Here is a 15,144-nt window from a genome sequence, read left to right as displayed (position 1 = left end):
GCAGGGGCGTTACATACCCGATACCGCGGCAACGACCGCAATCGTCGAAACCTCAGCAGCAAGGAGCGCCTTCATGACAGCCCAAGACACTTCCAGCGACATCGTGGCCCGTGCCCAGGCCCTGATCGAACAGGTACAGCGCCAGCTCGACCAGGCGGATGATTTCTACCGCAGCCAGGGGCTGGATCCGCATAAGGTTCATATCGTGGTGCAGGCGCAGAGCACGGCGGAGACCCATGCCAAGGCGCAGGCGGCTTTCGAGGAAGACATGCAGGCCATCGAGCAGGAGGTGGCCGAAGGCCGGGCGCGCCTGGCCTTCGACAGCGGCAGCGCCAGCAGCGCCGCCCGCCGCCCACGCATGATGATCTGATTACAGGCCGCATCCTCTTTCATATTGAATTTATCCGGAGAAAATCATGTCTGCCATCAATCCAACCGCTATTGCCGGAATGTCTTCCATCGATGTCCAGAGCATGGATCTGGAAACGCTGATGATGATGGTGCAAAGCAATCGGGCCCAGTTGCTGGAAGATCAATTGAAGTCGCAAATCTCCAGTGTGCAAGCCAAGAATGACAACATTTCCAAGCTCAATGAGCTGCTGGGTGCGCTCAACAGCGCTGCTGCGAAGTTCAAGAGTGATGCCAAGGCTGGAGATACCATCGCGATTCCGGCTGATATCAAGACTACCGCCGCCAGTGCGGGCATCACCCTGCCGAGCGGATTCAGCGGCGACAAGGTCACCAAGGGCAATCTCGACAGTTTTGTGCAGCAAACCAAATCGATGATCGACAGCCAAAGCAATTCCCAGCAAATGGACATGCTGCGCCTGCAAAGCCTGAGCAACAAGCGCAACGAGGCCTTCGAGACCATGACCAACTTCATCAAGAAGATGCAGGACAGCCGCAATTCGATCATCAGCAATATGCGTTGATTCTTGATCAAGGAGTTAGTCATGTCGTTGCAAGTTGGTGGGGCGCAAGGCGCGACGTTCGAAAGCCTTGCTGGCATGGATATTGAGACGGCCTTGCTGGCGGTGCAAAGCCAGCGGGCCAGCTTGCTGGAGGATTCGCTCAAGGAGCAAATCACCAGTGTCCAGAACAGGAACAATCAGATTTCCCGGCTGAATGAATTGCTGGGCCAGCTCAACAAGGCTGCGGCTGGTATGCCCTCGGATGCCAAGGCGGGAGATGCGGTCAAGCTGTCTCCTGCAGCGGAGGCGGAAATCCGCGCGGCGGCAGCCCAGGCGGGCATCGGATTGCCTGCCGAATTCCAGCCGCAATGGGATGTCAAGCTCAAGGACGGCAGTGTCATCAAGGTAGATGAAGCCGGAAAGAAAGAGGCCGAACTGTACAAGGAGCGCTATTGGGCCTTCCGCTCCAACGACTACAGCGGAGCCAAGGCGGTGACTTCCATCACCCAGACGTCGAGTGGACTCAACAAGGGGGAGCTCGACGGGTTCATACAGAAGTTGAAGGGCAATATCGACAGCCTGTCCAATAGCCAGCAAATGGACATGCTGCGCCTGCAAAGCATGTCGAACAAGCGAAACGAAGCCTTCGAGATCATGACCAATTTCATCAAGAAAATGCAGGACAGCCGCAATTCGATCATCGGAAATATGCGTTGAGGCTGCGTCACTGCATTTTTCATAAAAGGAAAAACCATGAACAACCCGATTGCACAGAAGACCGGCCCGGAAAACCTGGGTGACCAAATTGCCGACCTGCTGGCCAATGGCGGCACGCTGGGTTCGGTCTTCGATTACGAGGATGCCGACTATGAAGTGCTCTACGCCCTGGGCCACAGCCTGTATGCCCAGGCGCGCTACCACGATGCCATGCGGGTATTTGGCTATCTGGTCATGTGCAACCACATGGAAAAGCGCTTCATGAACGCCTTTGCCTCCAGCCTGCAGATGCTGGGCAGCCACAAGGATGCCATCAAGTACTACTCGCTGGCCTCGGTCATGGACATGAGCGACCCGCTGCCCACCTTTCACACCGCCGAGTGCATGTTGGCCATCGGTATGCAGCAAGAGGCACGCGAGGCGCTGGGCTATGTGCTGCAGCAAAGCGAGGCCGAGCAGTACGCCGAGCTGCGCCAGCGCGCCCAGGCCATGCTCGATCTGCTCGGCGGCGACGCTGCGGCCACGAGCCACTGACACATCAGGAGGACACGACCATGAACGACAGCATCGCCCGGGTTTCCTCGGGGCCGTCCCTGCCCATGCAGGGTTTCGAGAGCCTGAACGCCGACCTGGCAGCCCAGTTGCAGCAGCACATCCAGTCCGACCCGTCCAAGGTCATGCAGGAGATCACCCAGCTGGCCGGCACGCTGCAGGCCGGCCAGACGCGCAGCGGCGGCAACAACGTCAGCAATGCCAACGGCGCGCCGCAGATCGATGGCGTATCGCTGAGCTTTTCCGCCGAGGACATGGCCGCCGCCTTGCTGGTGCTGCAGGGCAAGACCCAGGAGGCGCAACTCAGGACGGCCAAGGAAGGCATAGAGACCAACTCGCAAAAGCAGAAGATCCAGAACGAAAAGGCCATGGCCAAGATCCAGGAATGGATCAAGAACTGCGAGGACGCGGCGGCCAAGCAAAAGGCCGGTGGCATCCTGGGCTGGTTCAAGAAGATCTTTGCCGTGGTCGCCTCTGTCTTTGCCGTGGTGGCGGCTGCCGTGGCCACCTACGCCACGGGTGGGGCAGCGGCGCCGCTGCTGGCCCTGGCCATGCTGTCGCTGGCTTCGTCCACGGTCAGCCTGGCCAGCGAGATCTCCAAGGCCTGCGGCGGGCCGGACTTCGATTTCGTGGCCGAGTGGATGGATCCGGCCACCCTGGTGGGCAAGGGCATGGGCAAGCTGGCCGAGGCCTTTGGCGCTGATGAGCAGCAGGCGGCCATCGTCTCGGCCACCTTTGCCGTCGTGACCACCATCGCCATCACGGCGGCCTCGGTGGTGCTGTCGGGCGGCACGTCGGCGGTGGGCGAGCTGGGCAAGATCGCCAAGCTGGCGCTGGACATCGGTCGGGCCGGCCAGGCCATCGTCGGCGTGGCCACCGGGCTGACCACGGCGGCGCAGGGCGGCGTCAACATCGCGGCTGCCGCCGATGTCCGCGATGCCTCGCTGGCCCAGGCCGACAAGAAGAAGATCGACGCCCTGATCGCCATGCTGCAGCAGCAGATGGAAGAAAACCGCGAGGAGATGAAGAAAGTCCTCGACGAGATGATGGAAGGCATGAACATCGTCAGCCAGATGATCAATTCAGCCGGCCAGAGCCGCGCGCAGATCAATGCCAACCTGACCGGGCGCGGCCAGATCATTTAAAACCCAGAGATGCACGAGAAGCAGGAGAACATCATGAGCACACCCATCGGCCCGGGCGGCAGCCCCTTCATTCCAGGCTCCTATGGCAGTGGCGACCAGGTGGGCGACGAGGCGCTGAGCACCGAAGGCAGCAATTCCCTGGCCCGGCTGCGGCCCAACCGCCCAGTATTGGCCAGCAGGAACGATGACACTGCCATCCAGCTCACCTTGATCCGTGGCAGCAATCCGTCGGATTCCCTGGACAAGCCCAACATGCCGCAGCGCCTGGACAAGGAAGCCATGGTGCTGGACAGCCTCAGCGACTCGCAGGTTTCGGCGGACATCTACACCTTCATGGCCCTGTTCCAGAAGATGGCGCAGGAGATGCGCAACACCGCGCGCGAACAGCGCACGGCGGAATTCCAGGGACAGATTACATCGCTGCTGAGCGCTGCCGACAAGATGAAGGAGGCTGCAGGCCAGCGCTATGTCGCCGCCATCGTGCAAGGTGTGACGCAGATCGCCAGCGGCCTGGTGCAGGCCGGCATGTCGACCGTCGCTGCGGCCAAGACCATCAAGGGGGCACAGCTGGAGATGCAGGGCAAGAACGCGCTGTCCACTATCAAGGCCTTCGAGGGCAATACCGATGTCCTGCCGTCCAAGATGGGCGCCAGCCTGACGCAAAGCGCCAACCAGATGATTCGCGACGGACAGGTGGCCGGCGCCCGGGGCGGGCTGTGGCAGGGCTACGCCCAGTCGGGCAGCGGCATCACCGGCGGCATCGGTGGCCTCGTCGCTGCCGGCTTCACCCACAAGGCCGATGTGCTGGATGCCGAAAAGACGCGCCTGGATGCCCAGAGCAAGATGCACGAGACGGCGGTGCAGCACGCCAACGACATGATGCAGCAGATGATGGACGTGATCCGCGACGTGCGCGACAAGCTGTCCAGCATCCAGCAGTCCCAGGTCGAGACCACGCGCGGCATCGCGCGCAACATCTGAGCGCTGGCCAGTACCAGGAGTTTTTCATGACCACCGAAACCGTGACTGTCCACGACACCGCCGCCACTGCCGCCGCCGACTCCCAGGCCCCGCAGGGCGCGGCTGCCGTGCAATCCATCCTCGACCTCAAGCAGGGCCTGGAAGCCCTGCCATCGAGCCACCGCCTGTCGCAGGCCGACACCGATGTCATCTACGCCCTGGCGCACCAGCTCGTGGTGCAGGGCCGCTACGAGACGGCCTACGGCTATTTCTCGCTGCTGACCCTGTACCAGCCGACCAATGTGTCCTACCTCAAGGGCCTGGCGCTGTGCTATCGGATGCTGGAGCGCTACGACGAGGCGCTGAATGTGTATTCCTTCCTGGCGACCATAGACCCCGATCAGGTCGATCACAGCATCGCCATCGTCGAATGCCTGCTGCTCAAGCGCGAGCTGGACGAGGCGCGCGCCACGGTCGATCTGATCTTGCAGTTCTGCCGGGAGAACGCCGTGCCGGGCAAGTCCGAGGCACGGGCGCAGGCGCTGCACGAGTTGCTGCAGCCGGCCACGCCGGAGAGTGCATCTGCTCACGCCTGACGACATCCAGCTGTTGACCCAGGTCGGCTTCATTGCCGCCAGCCGGGCCGATGTGCAGCGCGCCGAAGCCATCTTCGGCGCGCTGCAGCGCGTGCGCCCGGCGCGCGCCTTTGCCCATGTCGGCCTGGCCTGCGCCCGCCTGAACGCCGGGCGCGCTGCCGAGGCCGCTCAGGCGCTGGAGCGCGCCCTGCCTGATGTGGCCGACGGCGAGGATGCCGACACCGTGCGCGCCTTCCTGGGCCTGGCGCTGCAGCTCGATGGCCGGCACAGCGAAAGCCGGCGCGTGCTGCAGAATCTGCTGCGCGCTGCAGCCGCCGGGGCAGACAATGACGGCCTGCGCCTGGCGCGCCGCATGTTGGGCGAGCCGGCAGCCCCCTCCACCTGAACGCACCGAACACGAAGGAATCTGGCCATGGACGTCATTTCAGGCCCCGTTATGGCTCTGGCCCAGGCTGGGCAAGCGTCTCCAGCTATCGATAAAGTAGCGGCGCCAGTGGCCGACAGCCTGGCGGCGCAGCGCTTTGCCGCCATCATGGCGCAGCCTGTGGCCGCGCCCGTGGCGCCAGCGCCGGCTGCACTGGCGCCGGCCATCGCCCCTGCCTCTGCGGCTGCCGCCAGCTCCATCGGCGAGCGCATCCTGTCGGGCATGGGCGGCATCTCGGGCGATATGCAGGCCTCCTGGAAGGCCGTGGCCGAGGTGCTGCAGCGCGGCGAGCACCAGGTCAACCTGCAGGACATGCTGCGCCTGCAGATGAATCTGGTGCAGGTGACCATGCAATACGACCTGGTGGGCAAGGTGGTGAGCCGCTCCGGGCAGAACATCGACCATCTCGTGCGCTTGCAATGAACTCCTGCAAACCCGAACCCGGCAGCCCGGCGCTGCGTGTCTGGCGCTGGCTGGCGCTGTGCCTGCTGGCCGTGAGCGTGCTGACGGCCTGCGGCGGGCGCGTCGATCTGCTGGGCGCCGTGCCCGAGGACGAGGCCAACGAGGTGCTGGCGGCACTCCTGCGCGCCGACATCGAAGCGCACAAGAGCGCCGGCAAGGAAGGCTTGGTGGGGGTGCAGGTGCCGTCCCAGCAGGTGGCGCAGGCGCTGCAGGTGCTGCGCGACAACGGCCTGCCGCGCGAGCGCTTTGCCGGCATGGGCCAGGTCTTCAAGAAGGAAGGCCTGATCTCCTCGCCGCTGGAGGAGCGCGCGCGCTACATCTACGCCCTGTCGCAGGAGCTGTCGGGCACGCTGTCGCGCATCGACGGCGTGCTGGCGGCCCGGGTACACGTGGTGCTGCCCGAGCGCGGAGCCGCCGGCGAGCCGGGCGTGCTGTCCACGGCGGCGGTCTTCATCAAGCACCAGGACGGCTACAACCTGGACATCATCCAGCCGCAGATCCGCCGGCTGGTCACCAACAGCATTCCCGGCCTGAGCGCCGACCGGGTCTCGGTGGTCTTCGTTGCCGCCCAGCCGCGCGCCGATGCCGCGCGCGAGGGGCCAGCACTGGCCCAGGTCTGGGGGCTGGAGGTCGGCCCGGCCAGCGCCGGCGCCCTGAGCGCTGTGCTGTGGGGGCTGCTGGCCCTGCTGCTGTTGGCGCTGGGCGCTGTGGGCTGGCTGGTCTGGCGCTTTGTGCTGCCGGCGCGCGGGCGGCCGTCCGAGGCCGGCAAGCCAGGCGCCGCCAGCAATGCCAGCAACGCTCGCCCGGCGTGATGCCCTGATGCCGCACTGACTGCTGCCGCTCCCCTGCCGCTCACTGCCTCGCCGTCTTTCTTTTCATGTCCACCGTCCTGCCTGCGCTGCCCGCCTTCCTCGCCGCCCTGCCTGCCGACCAGGCCGGGTTGCTGGCGCGGCTGCACGCCTTCGCACTGCTGCCCAGCTGGCACTGGCACCCGGCGCGTGCGCCCTGGCAGGACGAGCAGCAGGCGCTGGGTGCGCTGGCGCAGCAGCCAGCACTGGCGCGGGCGCTGCACCGGCGCTGGTCGCAGCAACTGCTGGCCGGCTTCAGCGCCGAGCCTGCCGGGCTGGCCGACCTGTCGCATCCGGCACTGCCGCTGGCGCTGGCACCGCCCGAGCTGCTGCAGCGCTGCGCCCGCCTGGGCGGGGCGCTGCTGCTCGGCCCTGGCCTGCGCCGCGTGGTGCTGCGCGCGCCGGTGCTGGCGCTGCGCGCCGCCTTGGGCGCCGAGACCCTGCACTGGATCTGCCGCGAGGGCATGGCGCTGCATCCTGGCCTGGACGGCTTTCAGGTCTGGCTGCCTGAAGCGCCGCAGGGGCTGGATGCTGCCGAGGCCGCCGGCTGGCTGCACGCCGCCGACCGGCTGGGCGCCGGGCTGCTGGCGCAGGCCTGGCAGGACGCGCCAGCCGGCCTGCGCCAGCGCGCCGATGGCAAGCTGCCCCCCAGTGCCGACGACCCTGCCGTGCGTGCCGCCAGCGGCCTGCCGCCCGCAGGCGCGCGCGCGCTGTGCCTGCAACTGCTGACCCGACTGGAGCCGATATGGCTTTCCTCATTCCCCGCGACCCCCTGACCCCGGGCGCACGCTGCAGGCGCGCATCGCTCCGGGCACGCGCATCGTGCGCGCCGCCGACGTAGCCGCCTGGGCTGACGCCCAGGGCCTGCTGGCAGCAGCGCAGGCCCAGGCCGATGCCATCGTGGCCAGCGCCCAGGCCGAGCTGGAGCGCGAACGCCAGCGCGGCTACGCCGAGGGCCGCGCCGAGGCGCAGATGGAGCAGGCGGAAAAGATGATGGAGACCGTGGGCCGCACGGTGGACTACTTCGCCGCCGTGGAGAGCGACGTGGTGGCCCTGGTCATGGGCGCGCTGCGCAAGATCATCGAGGGCTACGACGACGACGAGCGCGTGCTGCTGGTGGTGCGCGGCGCGCTGGCCGTGGTGCGCAACCAAAAGCAGATGACGCTGCGCCTGCCGCCCGAGCGCGTGGACGGCGTGCGCGAGCGCGTCAACGAGCTGCTGGCCGCCTATCCCGGCGTGGGCTACCTGGACATGGTGGCCGACGCCCGCCTCAAGGGCGACGCCTGCATCCTGGAGAGCGAGATCGGCCTGGTCGAGGCCAGCATCGACGGCCAGATCGCCGCGCTCGAAGGGGCTTTCCGCAAGGTGCTGGGCAGCCGGATATGAACCCAGGCACCCGCCCGGCGCCGGCTAGCCGTCCCACGCGCCAGTTCGACTACATCACCGAGATGCTGGAGCTGGCGCTGACCGACGCGCCGGTGCTGCAGATCAAGGGCCGCGTGACCCAGGTCGTGGGCACCATCATCCGCGCCGTGGTGCCGACCGTGAAAGTCGGCGAGGTCTGCCTGCTGAGGAACCCCGGCGAGGACTTCGAGATGAAGGCCGAGGTGGTGGGCTTTGCCCGCGATGCGGCGCTGCTCACGCCCATTGGCGACATGTACGGCATTTCCTCGGCCACCGAAGTCATCCCCACGGGCCGCGCCCACCTGGTGCCGGTCGGCCCGGGCCTGTTGGGCCGGGTACTCGATGGCCTGGGCCGACCGCTCGACGAGGCCGAGCGCGGCCCGCTGGAGGCCAGCAAGTTCTACCCGGTCTTTGCCGAGGCGCCCGACCCGCTCAAGCGGCGCATCATCCGCGAGCCGCTGGAGCTGGGCGTGCGCGCCCTGGACAGCGTGCTGACCTGCGGCGAGGGCCAGCGCATGGGCATCTTCGCCGCCGCCGGCGGTGGCAAATCGACCCTGATGGCCATGCTGGTCAAGGGTGCGGCGGTGGATGTCACGGTGGTGGCGCTGATCGGCGAGCGCGGGCGCGAGGTGCGCGAGTTCCTGGAGCACGAGCTGGGCGAGGAGGGCCGCAGGAAAAGCGTCATCGTCTGCGCCACCAGCGACAAGTCCAGCATGGAGCGCGCCAAGGCGGCCTACGTCGCCACGGCGATTGCCGAATACTTTCGCGACCAGGGCAAGAAGGTGCTGTTCCTGATGGACTCGGTCACGCGCTTTGCCCGCGCGCAGCGCGAGATCGGCCTGGCCGCCGGCGAGCCGCCGACGCGCCGGGGCTATCCGCCCAGCGTCTTTGCCACGCTGCCCAAGCTCATGGAGCGCACCGGCATGAACGAGCGCGGCTCCATCACCGCGCTCTACACCGTGCTGGTCGAGGGCGACGACATGACTGAGCCGATCGCCGACGAGACGCGCTCCATCCTGGACGGCCACATCGTGCTGTCGCGCAAGCTGGGCGCGGCCAACCACTATCCGGCCATCGACGTGCTGGCCTCGGCCTCGCGCGTCATGAACGCCGTGGTCACGCCCGAGCACAAGCGCCTGGCCGGGCGGCTGCGCGAGCTGATGGCGAAATACGAGGAAGTCGAGCTGCTGGTCAAGATCGGCGAGTACAAGCGCGGCGGCGACGCCACCACCGACGAGGCCATCGACAAGATCGAGGCCATCCGCACCTTTTTGCGCCAGCGCACCGACGAGCGCTCCAGCCTGGAGCAGACGCTGGCGCAACTGTCGGCCCTGATCGGCAGCGGAGGGCGAAGGTGAGCGTCTTTCGCGAGCTGCTGGCCATCAAGACCTTCCGCGAGAACCAGGCCGAGTCCGCCCTGCGCCGCCAGCGCCAGGCGCTGGCCGAGGCCGAGGCGGCACGCGCCGCCGCCCAGGAGTTGCTCGAACGCCTGCTGCGCGAGGGTCATGAAATGGAATTGCAGCTCTACCGCGAACTGTGCGCGCGCCTGGTGCGGCTGCGCGAGATCGAGGACGTGCAGTTGACCGTGGCCGGCCTGCGCCAGCGCGAGGCGGCGCAGCATGAAGCCGTGGAGGCCGCCGAGCGCGCCCAGCGCGAGCACGAGGCGCAACTGGACGCGGCCCGTGCCACGCATCGTGAAGCGGCGCGGCAAAAATCCAAGTTCGTCGATCTGGCGCGCGACTACGCCGCCACCGAGTTGCGCGAGGCCGAGCGCCGCGAAGACCTGGAGATGGAGGAAGCCGCCAGCGTGGCGCGCGACCGCGAGGACTGGCAGGGCCATGACCAGGAGGAGGTGGCATGAACGCGGCGCACGGGCTTGTTCCTATCCTGGTTAAGACTACAAAATTCATAGCTGGCAGCGCTTGTCCAGCAAGGGTTTCAGCCTGTTTTCATATAAAAAATCAGCTTCTGGAGGTGCTGCCGTGGTGAGCAATCGCCCCATCCATCTGGATCTGGACATGCCGGGCACGGCTGGCTTTGACCAGCAGCAGGCCGGCCTGGGCCGCTCGCCGGGCGATACGCCCCAGGGCCGCGACGGTCTGGAGCAGCAGGCGCAGCAGCTGCGCGAGCTACTGGAGACGGGCCGGCGCGGCGCGGATGCGGCCTTGCCCGGCGCGGCAGCTGGCGCCAGCGCTACCCCCGGCGGGCCTTTTGCGCTGTTTGGCGCGCCGGCCGGGCCAGCCGGAGCGTCCCCCATGCCGCAGGCTCCCTCGCAGGCCGCTTGCGAACCCGAGCCTGCTGCCCGGCAGCTCAACGAGCAGCTCCAGCACATGGCGCGCCGCTTGCTGGTGGACGACGGCAGCGGGGGCCGGCGCGCCGTGCAGATCCATCTGGAGGGCGAGCAGTTCGCCGGCGTGGTGCTGGACATCAGCCACGAGCAGGGCGGTGTGCAGGCCAGCTTCACCTGCAGCCAGGAGGAGCCGCGCGAGCGGCTGGCGCGCAACGCCCAATGGCTGGCCGATGGCCTATGCCAGAGCCTGCGCCAGCCGGTGTGCGTCAGCGTGCAGACCGACGATCCGGAAGACCGCTGTCTGGTGCAGGCCAGCGCCTCGCCCTGATCCACCCACTTTCCCTGAACCTTTTTCATGCCGGACTCCGCCTCCCTGACCACTCCCCGCCCGCCGCTGCTGCGCCTGTCGCGCACCGAGGCCCAGGCACGCACGACCATTGCCCAGCGCGCCCACGCCCTGCCGCTGCGCCTGGCCAGTGGCGTCTGGCTGGCAAGCCTGACGCCGCTGGTCTTGCCTGCGCAGGCCGTGCGCGGCGCCGAGGCTGTCGATGCCGACGCTTCGGCATCTTCCACTGCTGGCTCGGCGCGGGCCGATGCACGGCTGGACTTCGAGTGGGCCGGCGCCGCCTTCGCCCTGTGCCTGCCTGTCAGCGCCGTGCAGCAGTGGCTGGCTGCCGAGTTGCAGGGCGCCAGCCTGCCCGAGCTGCCGGCGCCGCTGGTGCTGCCAGTGCTGGAGGCTGCCCTGGCGCAGGTATCGGCAGCCCTGCAGGCCCTGGGGCAAGGCGAGCCGCAGCTCGTGCGCTGCAGCCTTGGTTCCCTGGCAGGGGCGGCGCCAACCGAAGCTGCGGGCACTGCCGGCGACGCGCTACCGCGCCATGCCTTCGAACTGCTGCTGCGCGCCGAGGACGCAGCGCCGGCCATCGCCGCCCGCCTGCACGCCGACAGCCTGGGCCTGATGCTGCTGGCCGGCCTGCTGGCGCGCCGCCCGCCCCGGCCCGGCCCGGCGGCGGGCGATATGCCGCTGCTGCTGCGCGCCGAGCTGGGCGAGAGCCGCCTCACCCTGCAGGAGCTGCACAGCCTGGACTTGGGCGATGTGGTGCTGCTGCAGGCCAGCTTCATCGGCGCGCAGCGCAGCCTGTGGCTCAGTGCCGATGGCCGCGCCGGCGTGCATGTGCAACTGCCCGAGCCGGCGCAGCCCGCCACCCCGTTTCTGACCGTCGTGCATCCCTGGAGCGCCACCATGTCCGCCCCGAATCCTCCCGGCAACCCGTCCGGCAATCCCTCCCACCCCGGCAGCGCCGATCAGGCCGCCGCCCCTTGCAGGAGCTGCCCGTGCGCTTGTCCTTCGACGTGGGCGAACTCAGCCTGACGCTGGCGCAACTGCAGGCGCTGCAGCCCGGCCAGGTGCTGCAGCTGGGTCACCCGCTGTCTGCCGGCGTCCACATCCGCGCCAACGGCGTGCTGCTGGGCGAGGGCGACCTGGTGGAGATCGACGGCCAGCTGGGGTGGCCGTGCGCTCCCTGGTGGGCGGCGGCGCAGCGCAATCATGATGAGCTTCGACCCGATCACGTTGGCGGTATTGCTGGCGCTGATGGCCTTGATGCCGACGCTGGTCGTAGTCAGCACGGCGTTTCTGAAGATCGTGGTGGTCATGTCGCTCTTGCGCAATGCCCTGGGCGTGCAGCAGATGCCGCCCAACCTGGCGCTGTACGGCATGGCGCTGATCCTGGCGGCCTACGTCATGGCGCCGGTGGGCGTACACATGGTCGAGCGCATCACCGGCGAGGCCGGCAGCCTGCAGAATCTGAGCGCCTTCATCACCAGCGTGCGCGACGGTGCCGAGCCGCTGCGCGAGTTCATGCTCAGGAACAGCCAGCCCGAGCAGCGCGATTTTTTCGTGCGCACCGCGCAGCGCATGTGGGGGCCGGGCCTGGGCGAGGGCGTGAGCGCGCGCGACTTTGCCGTGCTGCTGCCGGCCTTCGTCGTGTCCGAGCTGACGGCGGCCTTCCAGATCGGCTTCTTGCTGTACCTGCCCTTTGTCGTGATCGACCTGATCGTCTCCAACATCCTGCTGGCCATGGGCATGATGATGGTCTCGCCGGTGACCATCTCGCTGCCGCTCAAGCTGTTCCTGTTCGTCATGGTCGATGGCTGGTCGCGGCTGATCCAGGGCCTGGTGCTGACCTACGTCTGAGCCATCGAAAGAACATCATGCAGACCGTCGATGTCGTTGCCTATTTCACCCAGGCGCTGTACCTGGTGCTGTGGCTGTCGCTGCCGCCCATCATCGTCGGCTCCATTGTGGGCACGCTGTTTTCGCTGTTCCAGGCGCTGACGCAGATCCAGGAGCAGACCCTGTCGTTCGGCGTCAAGCTGGTGTCGGTGGCGCTCACGCTGCTGCTGACGGCGCGCTGGGTGGGTGGCGAGATGTACAACTTCACGCTGCAGATCTTCGATGTCATGCCGCTGCTGGGCAAGTAGGCGCCACCGCACCGCGCTGCAACTGTCTGGAACCCCGTGGACGCCCCGGTTACCTACGAGCAGGCCCAGTCGTTCATTGCGACGCTGGCGCTGACGCAGCCCCGCATCCTGGCCATGTTCCTCGTCCTGCCCCTGTTCAACACCCAGCTCATTCCCGGCCTGGTGCGCTTTGCCATTGCGGCGACGCTGGGCCTGGTCATGGTGCCGGCGCTGCAGGCCCAGGTGAGCGCCGTGCAGTGGGATGCCGCCCGGCTGATCGCCGTGGTCACCAAGGAGGCCTTCATCGGCTTTGTCATCGGCTACCTGGCGGCGCTCCCGTTCTGGATCTTCGAGGCCGTGGGCTTTCTGGTGGACAACCAGCGCGGCGCCAGCATCGCCTCCACGCTCAACCCCATCACCGGCAATGACTCCTCGCCGCTGGGGCTGATGTTCAACCAGGCCTTCATCGTGTTCTTTTTGCTGACCGGCGGCTTTTCGCTGCTGCTGGGCGCGCTCTACGACAGCTTTGCGCTGTGGAGCATCACGCAGTGGACGCCTGCGCTGCAGCCCGAGTCCGTGCCGCTGCTGCTGGCCCAACTCGACCGGCTGGTGCGCCTGGCCGTGCTGTTTGCCGCGCCGGTGCTGGTGGCCATGTTCCTGGCCGAGATCGGGCTGGCGCTGGTCAGCCGCTTTGCCCCGCAGCTGCAGGTCTTCTTCATGGCCATGCCCATCAAGAGCGCCCTGGCCATGCTGGTGCTGATGCTGTATGCCGCATCGCTGTTCGACTACGGCGCCGACCAGGTGCAGGCCGTGGGGCGCATCGTGCCCTGGCTGCGTGAGCTGTGGGGGCCGTGGGGCGCGTCGGCAGCAGCGGGAGCAGGCGGCGGCGCCAGTGCCGGAGGTCTGCCGTGAGCGAAAAAACCGAACAGCCGACCTCCAAGCGCCTGCGCGACTCGCGCCAGAAGGGCGATGTGGCCTACAGCAAGGACTTCACGCAGACGCTGCTGATCCTGGCCATCTTCGGCTACCTGATCGCCTTCAGCGGGCGCATCGTCGATGCACTGGCGCAGATGATCGTGCTGCCCTCGACGCTGCTCGGCCTGGGCTTCAACGAGGCTGCCAACAAGCTGGTCGATGCGCTCTTGCGCGAGGCCGCCTGGGTGGTACTGCCCTTCATCGGCATCGTGCTGGCGGCGGGCCTGTTCGGCGACACCATGCAGGTCGGCATCCTGTTTGCCTTCGAGAAGCTCAAGCCCTCGGCCAAGAAGCTCAATGTGCTGAGCAACCTGAAGAACATCTTTTCCAAGAAGAACCTGGTCGAGTTCCTCAAGTCGCTGGTCAAGATCTCCTTCCTGTCGGTGCTGCTGTGGCTTTTGATCGGCGATGCGCTGCCGCTCATGACCAGCATTCCGCAGGCTGGCATGGCGGGCCTGGGGCAGGTGGTGGGCGAGCTGATGAAGACCATGCTGATCCATATCGGCCTGGCCTATGGCGTGATCGCCCTGGCAGACTTTGCCTGGCAGCGCTTCCAGTACCGCAAGGGCCTGATGATGAGCAAGGACGAGGTCAAGCAGGAGTACAAGGAAATGGAAGGCGACCCGCACATCAAGCACCAGCGCAAACAGCTGCACCAGGAGATGCTGCAACAGGGCGCCGTGGCCAGTGCGCGCAAGGCCACGGTGGTCGTGACCAACCCGACGCACCTGGCCGTGGCGCTGCACTACGACGCTGAGGAGACGCCGCTGCCCGTGGTGCTGGCCATGGGCGAGGGCGCACTGGCCGAACGCATGATGGCCGCAGCGCGCGAGGCCGGCGTGCCAGTCATGCAGAACATCGCCCTGGCCCGCGCCCTGACCGAACAGGCACAGGTCGGCCAGTACATTCCTGCCGAACTCGTCGAGCCGACAGCGCACCTGCTGCGGCTGCTGCAACAGATGGAAGGCCCAGAACCATGATCGCCAATACCGCCCCCGCCGACCCGGCCACGACCCGGCTGCTGCACGGCTACGCCGCCCAGTACGGCGCCCAGCCCGAGGCCGGCGCCGACCCGAACCGCGCCCAGATCGCCCTGACCATCGACGGCCAGTACCAGATCCGCCTGCGCGCCCTGCCGCGTGGCGGCATTGCCCTGCACGCGCGCCTGCGCGCCTTGCCTGAAGCCGGCGCCCAGCGCGACGAACTGCTGCAGGGCGTGGCCCGCCTGGCCTGCGGCACTATGCGCGAACACGCTGCAGCCTGCGTGATCGACGAGCGCGAGCGCGCCCTGTGGCTGCAGCAGGCGGCGCGCGCCAACTCCACCCAGGACATCGACGACGCTGTGGGCAGCTTCGTCAACTGCCTGGCGTTCTGGGTCAAGGCAGTGAACAAGGTCTGAT

21 protein-coding genes and 1 pseudogene are annotated in these 15,144 nt (G+C 67.2%); all 22 read left to right on the top strand.

The window, feature by feature from the left end; all coding sequences use genetic code 11:
- Positions 1-73: 73 nt before the first annotated feature.
- Positions 74-370, top strand: coding sequence for a Btc22 family type III secretion system chaperone (btc22, locus tag IDM45_RS08140; RefSeq protein WP_209422386.1), 297 nt, complete (start codon positions 74-76; stop codon positions 368-370).
- A 46-nt stretch (positions 371-416) separates the two neighbouring features.
- Positions 417-932 carry a hypothetical protein gene (locus IDM45_RS08135; protein WP_209422385.1) on the top strand — a complete coding sequence of 172 codons (516 nt, stop codon included), beginning with the start codon at positions 417-419 and terminating at the stop codon, positions 930-932.
- Between the two features lie 21 nt (positions 933-953).
- Positions 954-1,628 (top strand): hypothetical protein, encoded by a 675-nt coding sequence (locus tag IDM45_RS08130; protein ID WP_209422384.1) that lies wholly within the window; start codon positions 954-956, stop codon positions 1,626-1,628.
- Positions 1,629-1,664: 36 nt separating this feature from the next.
- The gene (locus tag IDM45_RS08125) at positions 1,665-2,162 is read left to right on the top strand and encodes a SycD/LcrH family type III secretion system chaperone (protein WP_209422383.1); all 498 of its coding nucleotides are present in this window, start codon (positions 1,665-1,667) and stop codon (positions 2,160-2,162) included.
- A 20-nt stretch (positions 2,163-2,182) separates the two neighbouring features.
- Complete coding sequence (gene sctE / locus IDM45_RS08120) at positions 2,183-3,325, top strand: type III secretion system translocon subunit SctE (RefSeq protein WP_209422382.1); 1,143 nt, start codon at positions 2,183-2,185, stop codon at positions 3,323-3,325.
- A 33-nt stretch (positions 3,326-3,358) separates the two neighbouring features.
- Positions 3,359-4,306 carry a type III secretion system translocon subunit SctB gene (gene sctB, locus IDM45_RS08115; RefSeq protein ID WP_209422381.1) on the top strand — a complete coding sequence of 316 codons (948 nt, stop codon included), beginning with the start codon at positions 3,359-3,361 and terminating at the stop codon, positions 4,304-4,306.
- A gap of 26 nt (positions 4,307-4,332) precedes the next feature.
- Positions 4,333-4,881, top strand: a complete 549-nt coding sequence (locus IDM45_RS08110) for a tetratricopeptide repeat protein (RefSeq protein ID WP_209422380.1) — start codon at positions 4,333-4,335, stop codon at positions 4,879-4,881.
- Positions 4,882-4,894: 13 nt separating this feature from the next.
- Positions 4,895-5,266 (top strand): hypothetical protein, encoded by a 372-nt coding sequence (locus IDM45_RS08105; protein ID WP_209422379.1) that lies wholly within the window; start codon positions 4,895-4,897, stop codon positions 5,264-5,266.
- A 27-nt stretch (positions 5,267-5,293) separates the two neighbouring features.
- Positions 5,294-5,728, top strand: coding sequence for a type III secretion system inner rod subunit SctI (gene sctI, locus IDM45_RS08100; protein ID WP_209422378.1), 435 nt, complete (start codon positions 5,294-5,296; stop codon positions 5,726-5,728).
- Positions 5,725-6,579 (top strand): type III secretion system inner membrane ring lipoprotein SctJ, encoded by an 855-nt coding sequence (sctJ, locus tag IDM45_RS08095; RefSeq protein ID WP_209422377.1) that lies wholly within the window; start codon positions 5,725-5,727, stop codon positions 6,577-6,579. The genes sctI and sctJ overlap by 4 nt, the downstream gene beginning before the upstream one ends.
- Before the next feature lie 65 nt (positions 6,580-6,644).
- The gene (locus IDM45_RS08090) at positions 6,645-7,391 is read left to right on the top strand and encodes a SctK family type III secretion system sorting platform protein (protein WP_209422376.1); all 747 of its coding nucleotides are present in this window, start codon (positions 6,645-6,647) and stop codon (positions 7,389-7,391) included.
- A 46-nt stretch (positions 7,392-7,437) separates the two neighbouring features.
- Positions 7,438-8,001, top strand: a complete 564-nt coding sequence (locus tag IDM45_RS08085) for an HrpE/YscL family type III secretion apparatus protein (RefSeq protein WP_325168957.1) — start codon at positions 7,438-7,440, stop codon at positions 7,999-8,001.
- Positions 7,998-9,377: a type III secretion system ATPase SctN gene (gene sctN, locus IDM45_RS08080; RefSeq protein WP_209422375.1), complete on the top strand. Its 1,380-nt coding sequence runs from the start codon at positions 7,998-8,000 to the stop codon at positions 9,375-9,377. The genes IDM45_RS08085 and sctN overlap by 4 nt, the downstream gene beginning before the upstream one ends.
- The gene (sctO, locus tag IDM45_RS08075) at positions 9,374-9,880 is read left to right on the top strand and encodes a type III secretion system stalk subunit SctO (RefSeq protein ID WP_209422374.1); all 507 of its coding nucleotides are present in this window, start codon (positions 9,374-9,376) and stop codon (positions 9,878-9,880) included. The genes sctN and sctO overlap by 4 nt, the downstream gene beginning before the upstream one ends.
- A gap of 121 nt (positions 9,881-10,001) precedes the next feature.
- Positions 10,002-10,637, top strand: coding sequence for a hypothetical protein (locus IDM45_RS08070; protein WP_209422373.1), 636 nt, complete (start codon positions 10,002-10,004; stop codon positions 10,635-10,637).
- Between the two features lie 27 nt (positions 10,638-10,664).
- A complete protein-coding gene (locus IDM45_RS08065; RefSeq protein WP_233457483.1) occupies positions 10,665-11,678 on the top strand; it encodes a hypothetical protein in 1,014 nt (337 codons plus the stop codon).
- Positions 11,642-11,755: pseudogene (locus IDM45_RS18250) on the top strand (FliM/FliN family flagellar motor switch protein); the annotation flags it as partial. The gene IDM45_RS08065 and the pseudogene IDM45_RS18250, both read left to right, overlap by 37 nt.
- Before the next feature lie 100 nt (positions 11,756-11,855).
- On the top strand, positions 11,856-12,503 hold the full coding sequence (gene sctR, locus IDM45_RS08060) for a type III secretion system export apparatus subunit SctR (RefSeq protein ID WP_209422372.1): 648 nt from the start codon (positions 11,856-11,858) through the stop codon (positions 12,501-12,503).
- A 17-nt stretch (positions 12,504-12,520) separates the two neighbouring features.
- Complete coding sequence (gene sctS, locus IDM45_RS08055) at positions 12,521-12,790, top strand: type III secretion system export apparatus subunit SctS (RefSeq protein WP_209424056.1); 270 nt, start codon at positions 12,521-12,523, stop codon at positions 12,788-12,790.
- Between the two features lie 36 nt (positions 12,791-12,826).
- Complete coding sequence (gene sctT / locus IDM45_RS08050; RefSeq protein WP_209422371.1) at positions 12,827-13,681, top strand: type III secretion system export apparatus subunit SctT; 855 nt, start codon at positions 12,827-12,829, stop codon at positions 13,679-13,681.
- Positions 13,678-14,724 (top strand): type III secretion system export apparatus subunit SctU, encoded by a 1,047-nt coding sequence (gene sctU, locus IDM45_RS08045; protein ID WP_209422370.1) that lies wholly within the window; start codon positions 13,678-13,680, stop codon positions 14,722-14,724. The genes sctT and sctU overlap by 4 nt, the downstream gene beginning before the upstream one ends.
- Positions 14,721-15,143 carry a CesT family type III secretion system chaperone gene (locus tag IDM45_RS08040; RefSeq protein ID WP_209422369.1) on the top strand — a complete coding sequence of 141 codons (423 nt, stop codon included), beginning with the start codon at positions 14,721-14,723 and terminating at the stop codon, positions 15,141-15,143. The genes sctU and IDM45_RS08040 overlap by 4 nt, the downstream gene beginning before the upstream one ends.
- The last annotated feature ends 1 nt before the right edge of the window (position 15,144 follow it).

Source organism: Melaminivora jejuensis (assembly GCF_017811175.1).
Taxonomy (GTDB): Bacteria; Pseudomonadota; Gammaproteobacteria; order Burkholderiales; family Burkholderiaceae_C; genus Melaminivora; species Melaminivora jejuensis.
This window is presented reverse-complemented; position numbering and strand designations above follow the sequence as displayed.

What these genes read in the sequence shown, in the direction of transcription:
- sctJ (WP_209422377.1), top strand. Translation starts at nt 5,725, where the DNA reads ATGAACTCCTGCAAACCCGAACCCGGCAGCCCGGCGCTGCGTGTCTGG.
- sctN (WP_209422375.1), top strand. Translation starts at nt 7,998, where the DNA reads ATGAACCCAGGCACCCGCCCGGCGCCGGCTAGCCGTCCCACGCGCCAG.
- IDM45_RS08135 (WP_209422385.1), top strand. Translation starts at nt 417, where the DNA reads ATGTCTGCCATCAATCCAACCGCTATTGCCGGAATGTCTTCCATCGAT.
- sctR (WP_209422372.1), top strand. Translation starts at nt 11,856, where the DNA reads ATGATGAGCTTCGACCCGATCACGTTGGCGGTATTGCTGGCGCTGATG.
- IDM45_RS08125 (WP_209422383.1), top strand. Translation starts at nt 1,665, where the DNA reads ATGAACAACCCGATTGCACAGAAGACCGGCCCGGAAAACCTGGGTGAC.
- IDM45_RS08040 (WP_209422369.1), top strand. Translation starts at nt 14,721, where the DNA reads ATGATCGCCAATACCGCCCCCGCCGACCCGGCCACGACCCGGCTGCTG.
- IDM45_RS08130 (WP_209422384.1), top strand. Translation starts at nt 954, where the DNA reads ATGTCGTTGCAAGTTGGTGGGGCGCAAGGCGCGACGTTCGAAAGCCTT.
- IDM45_RS08090 (WP_209422376.1), top strand. Translation starts at nt 6,645, where the DNA reads ATGTCCACCGTCCTGCCTGCGCTGCCCGCCTTCCTCGCCGCCCTGCCT.
- IDM45_RS08110 (WP_209422380.1), top strand. Translation starts at nt 4,333, where the DNA reads ATGACCACCGAAACCGTGACTGTCCACGACACCGCCGCCACTGCCGCC.
- sctS (WP_209424056.1), top strand. Translation starts at nt 12,521, where the DNA reads ATGCAGACCGTCGATGTCGTTGCCTATTTCACCCAGGCGCTGTACCTG.
- sctE (WP_209422382.1), top strand. Translation starts at nt 2,183, where the DNA reads ATGAACGACAGCATCGCCCGGGTTTCCTCGGGGCCGTCCCTGCCCATG.
- btc22 (WP_209422386.1), top strand. Translation starts at nt 74, where the DNA reads ATGACAGCCCAAGACACTTCCAGCGACATCGTGGCCCGTGCCCAGGCC.
- sctI (WP_209422378.1), top strand. Translation starts at nt 5,294, where the DNA reads ATGGACGTCATTTCAGGCCCCGTTATGGCTCTGGCCCAGGCTGGGCAA.
- IDM45_RS08065 (WP_233457483.1), top strand. Translation starts at nt 10,665, where the DNA reads ATGCCGGACTCCGCCTCCCTGACCACTCCCCGCCCGCCGCTGCTGCGC.
- sctB (WP_209422381.1), top strand. Translation starts at nt 3,359, where the DNA reads ATGAGCACACCCATCGGCCCGGGCGGCAGCCCCTTCATTCCAGGCTCC.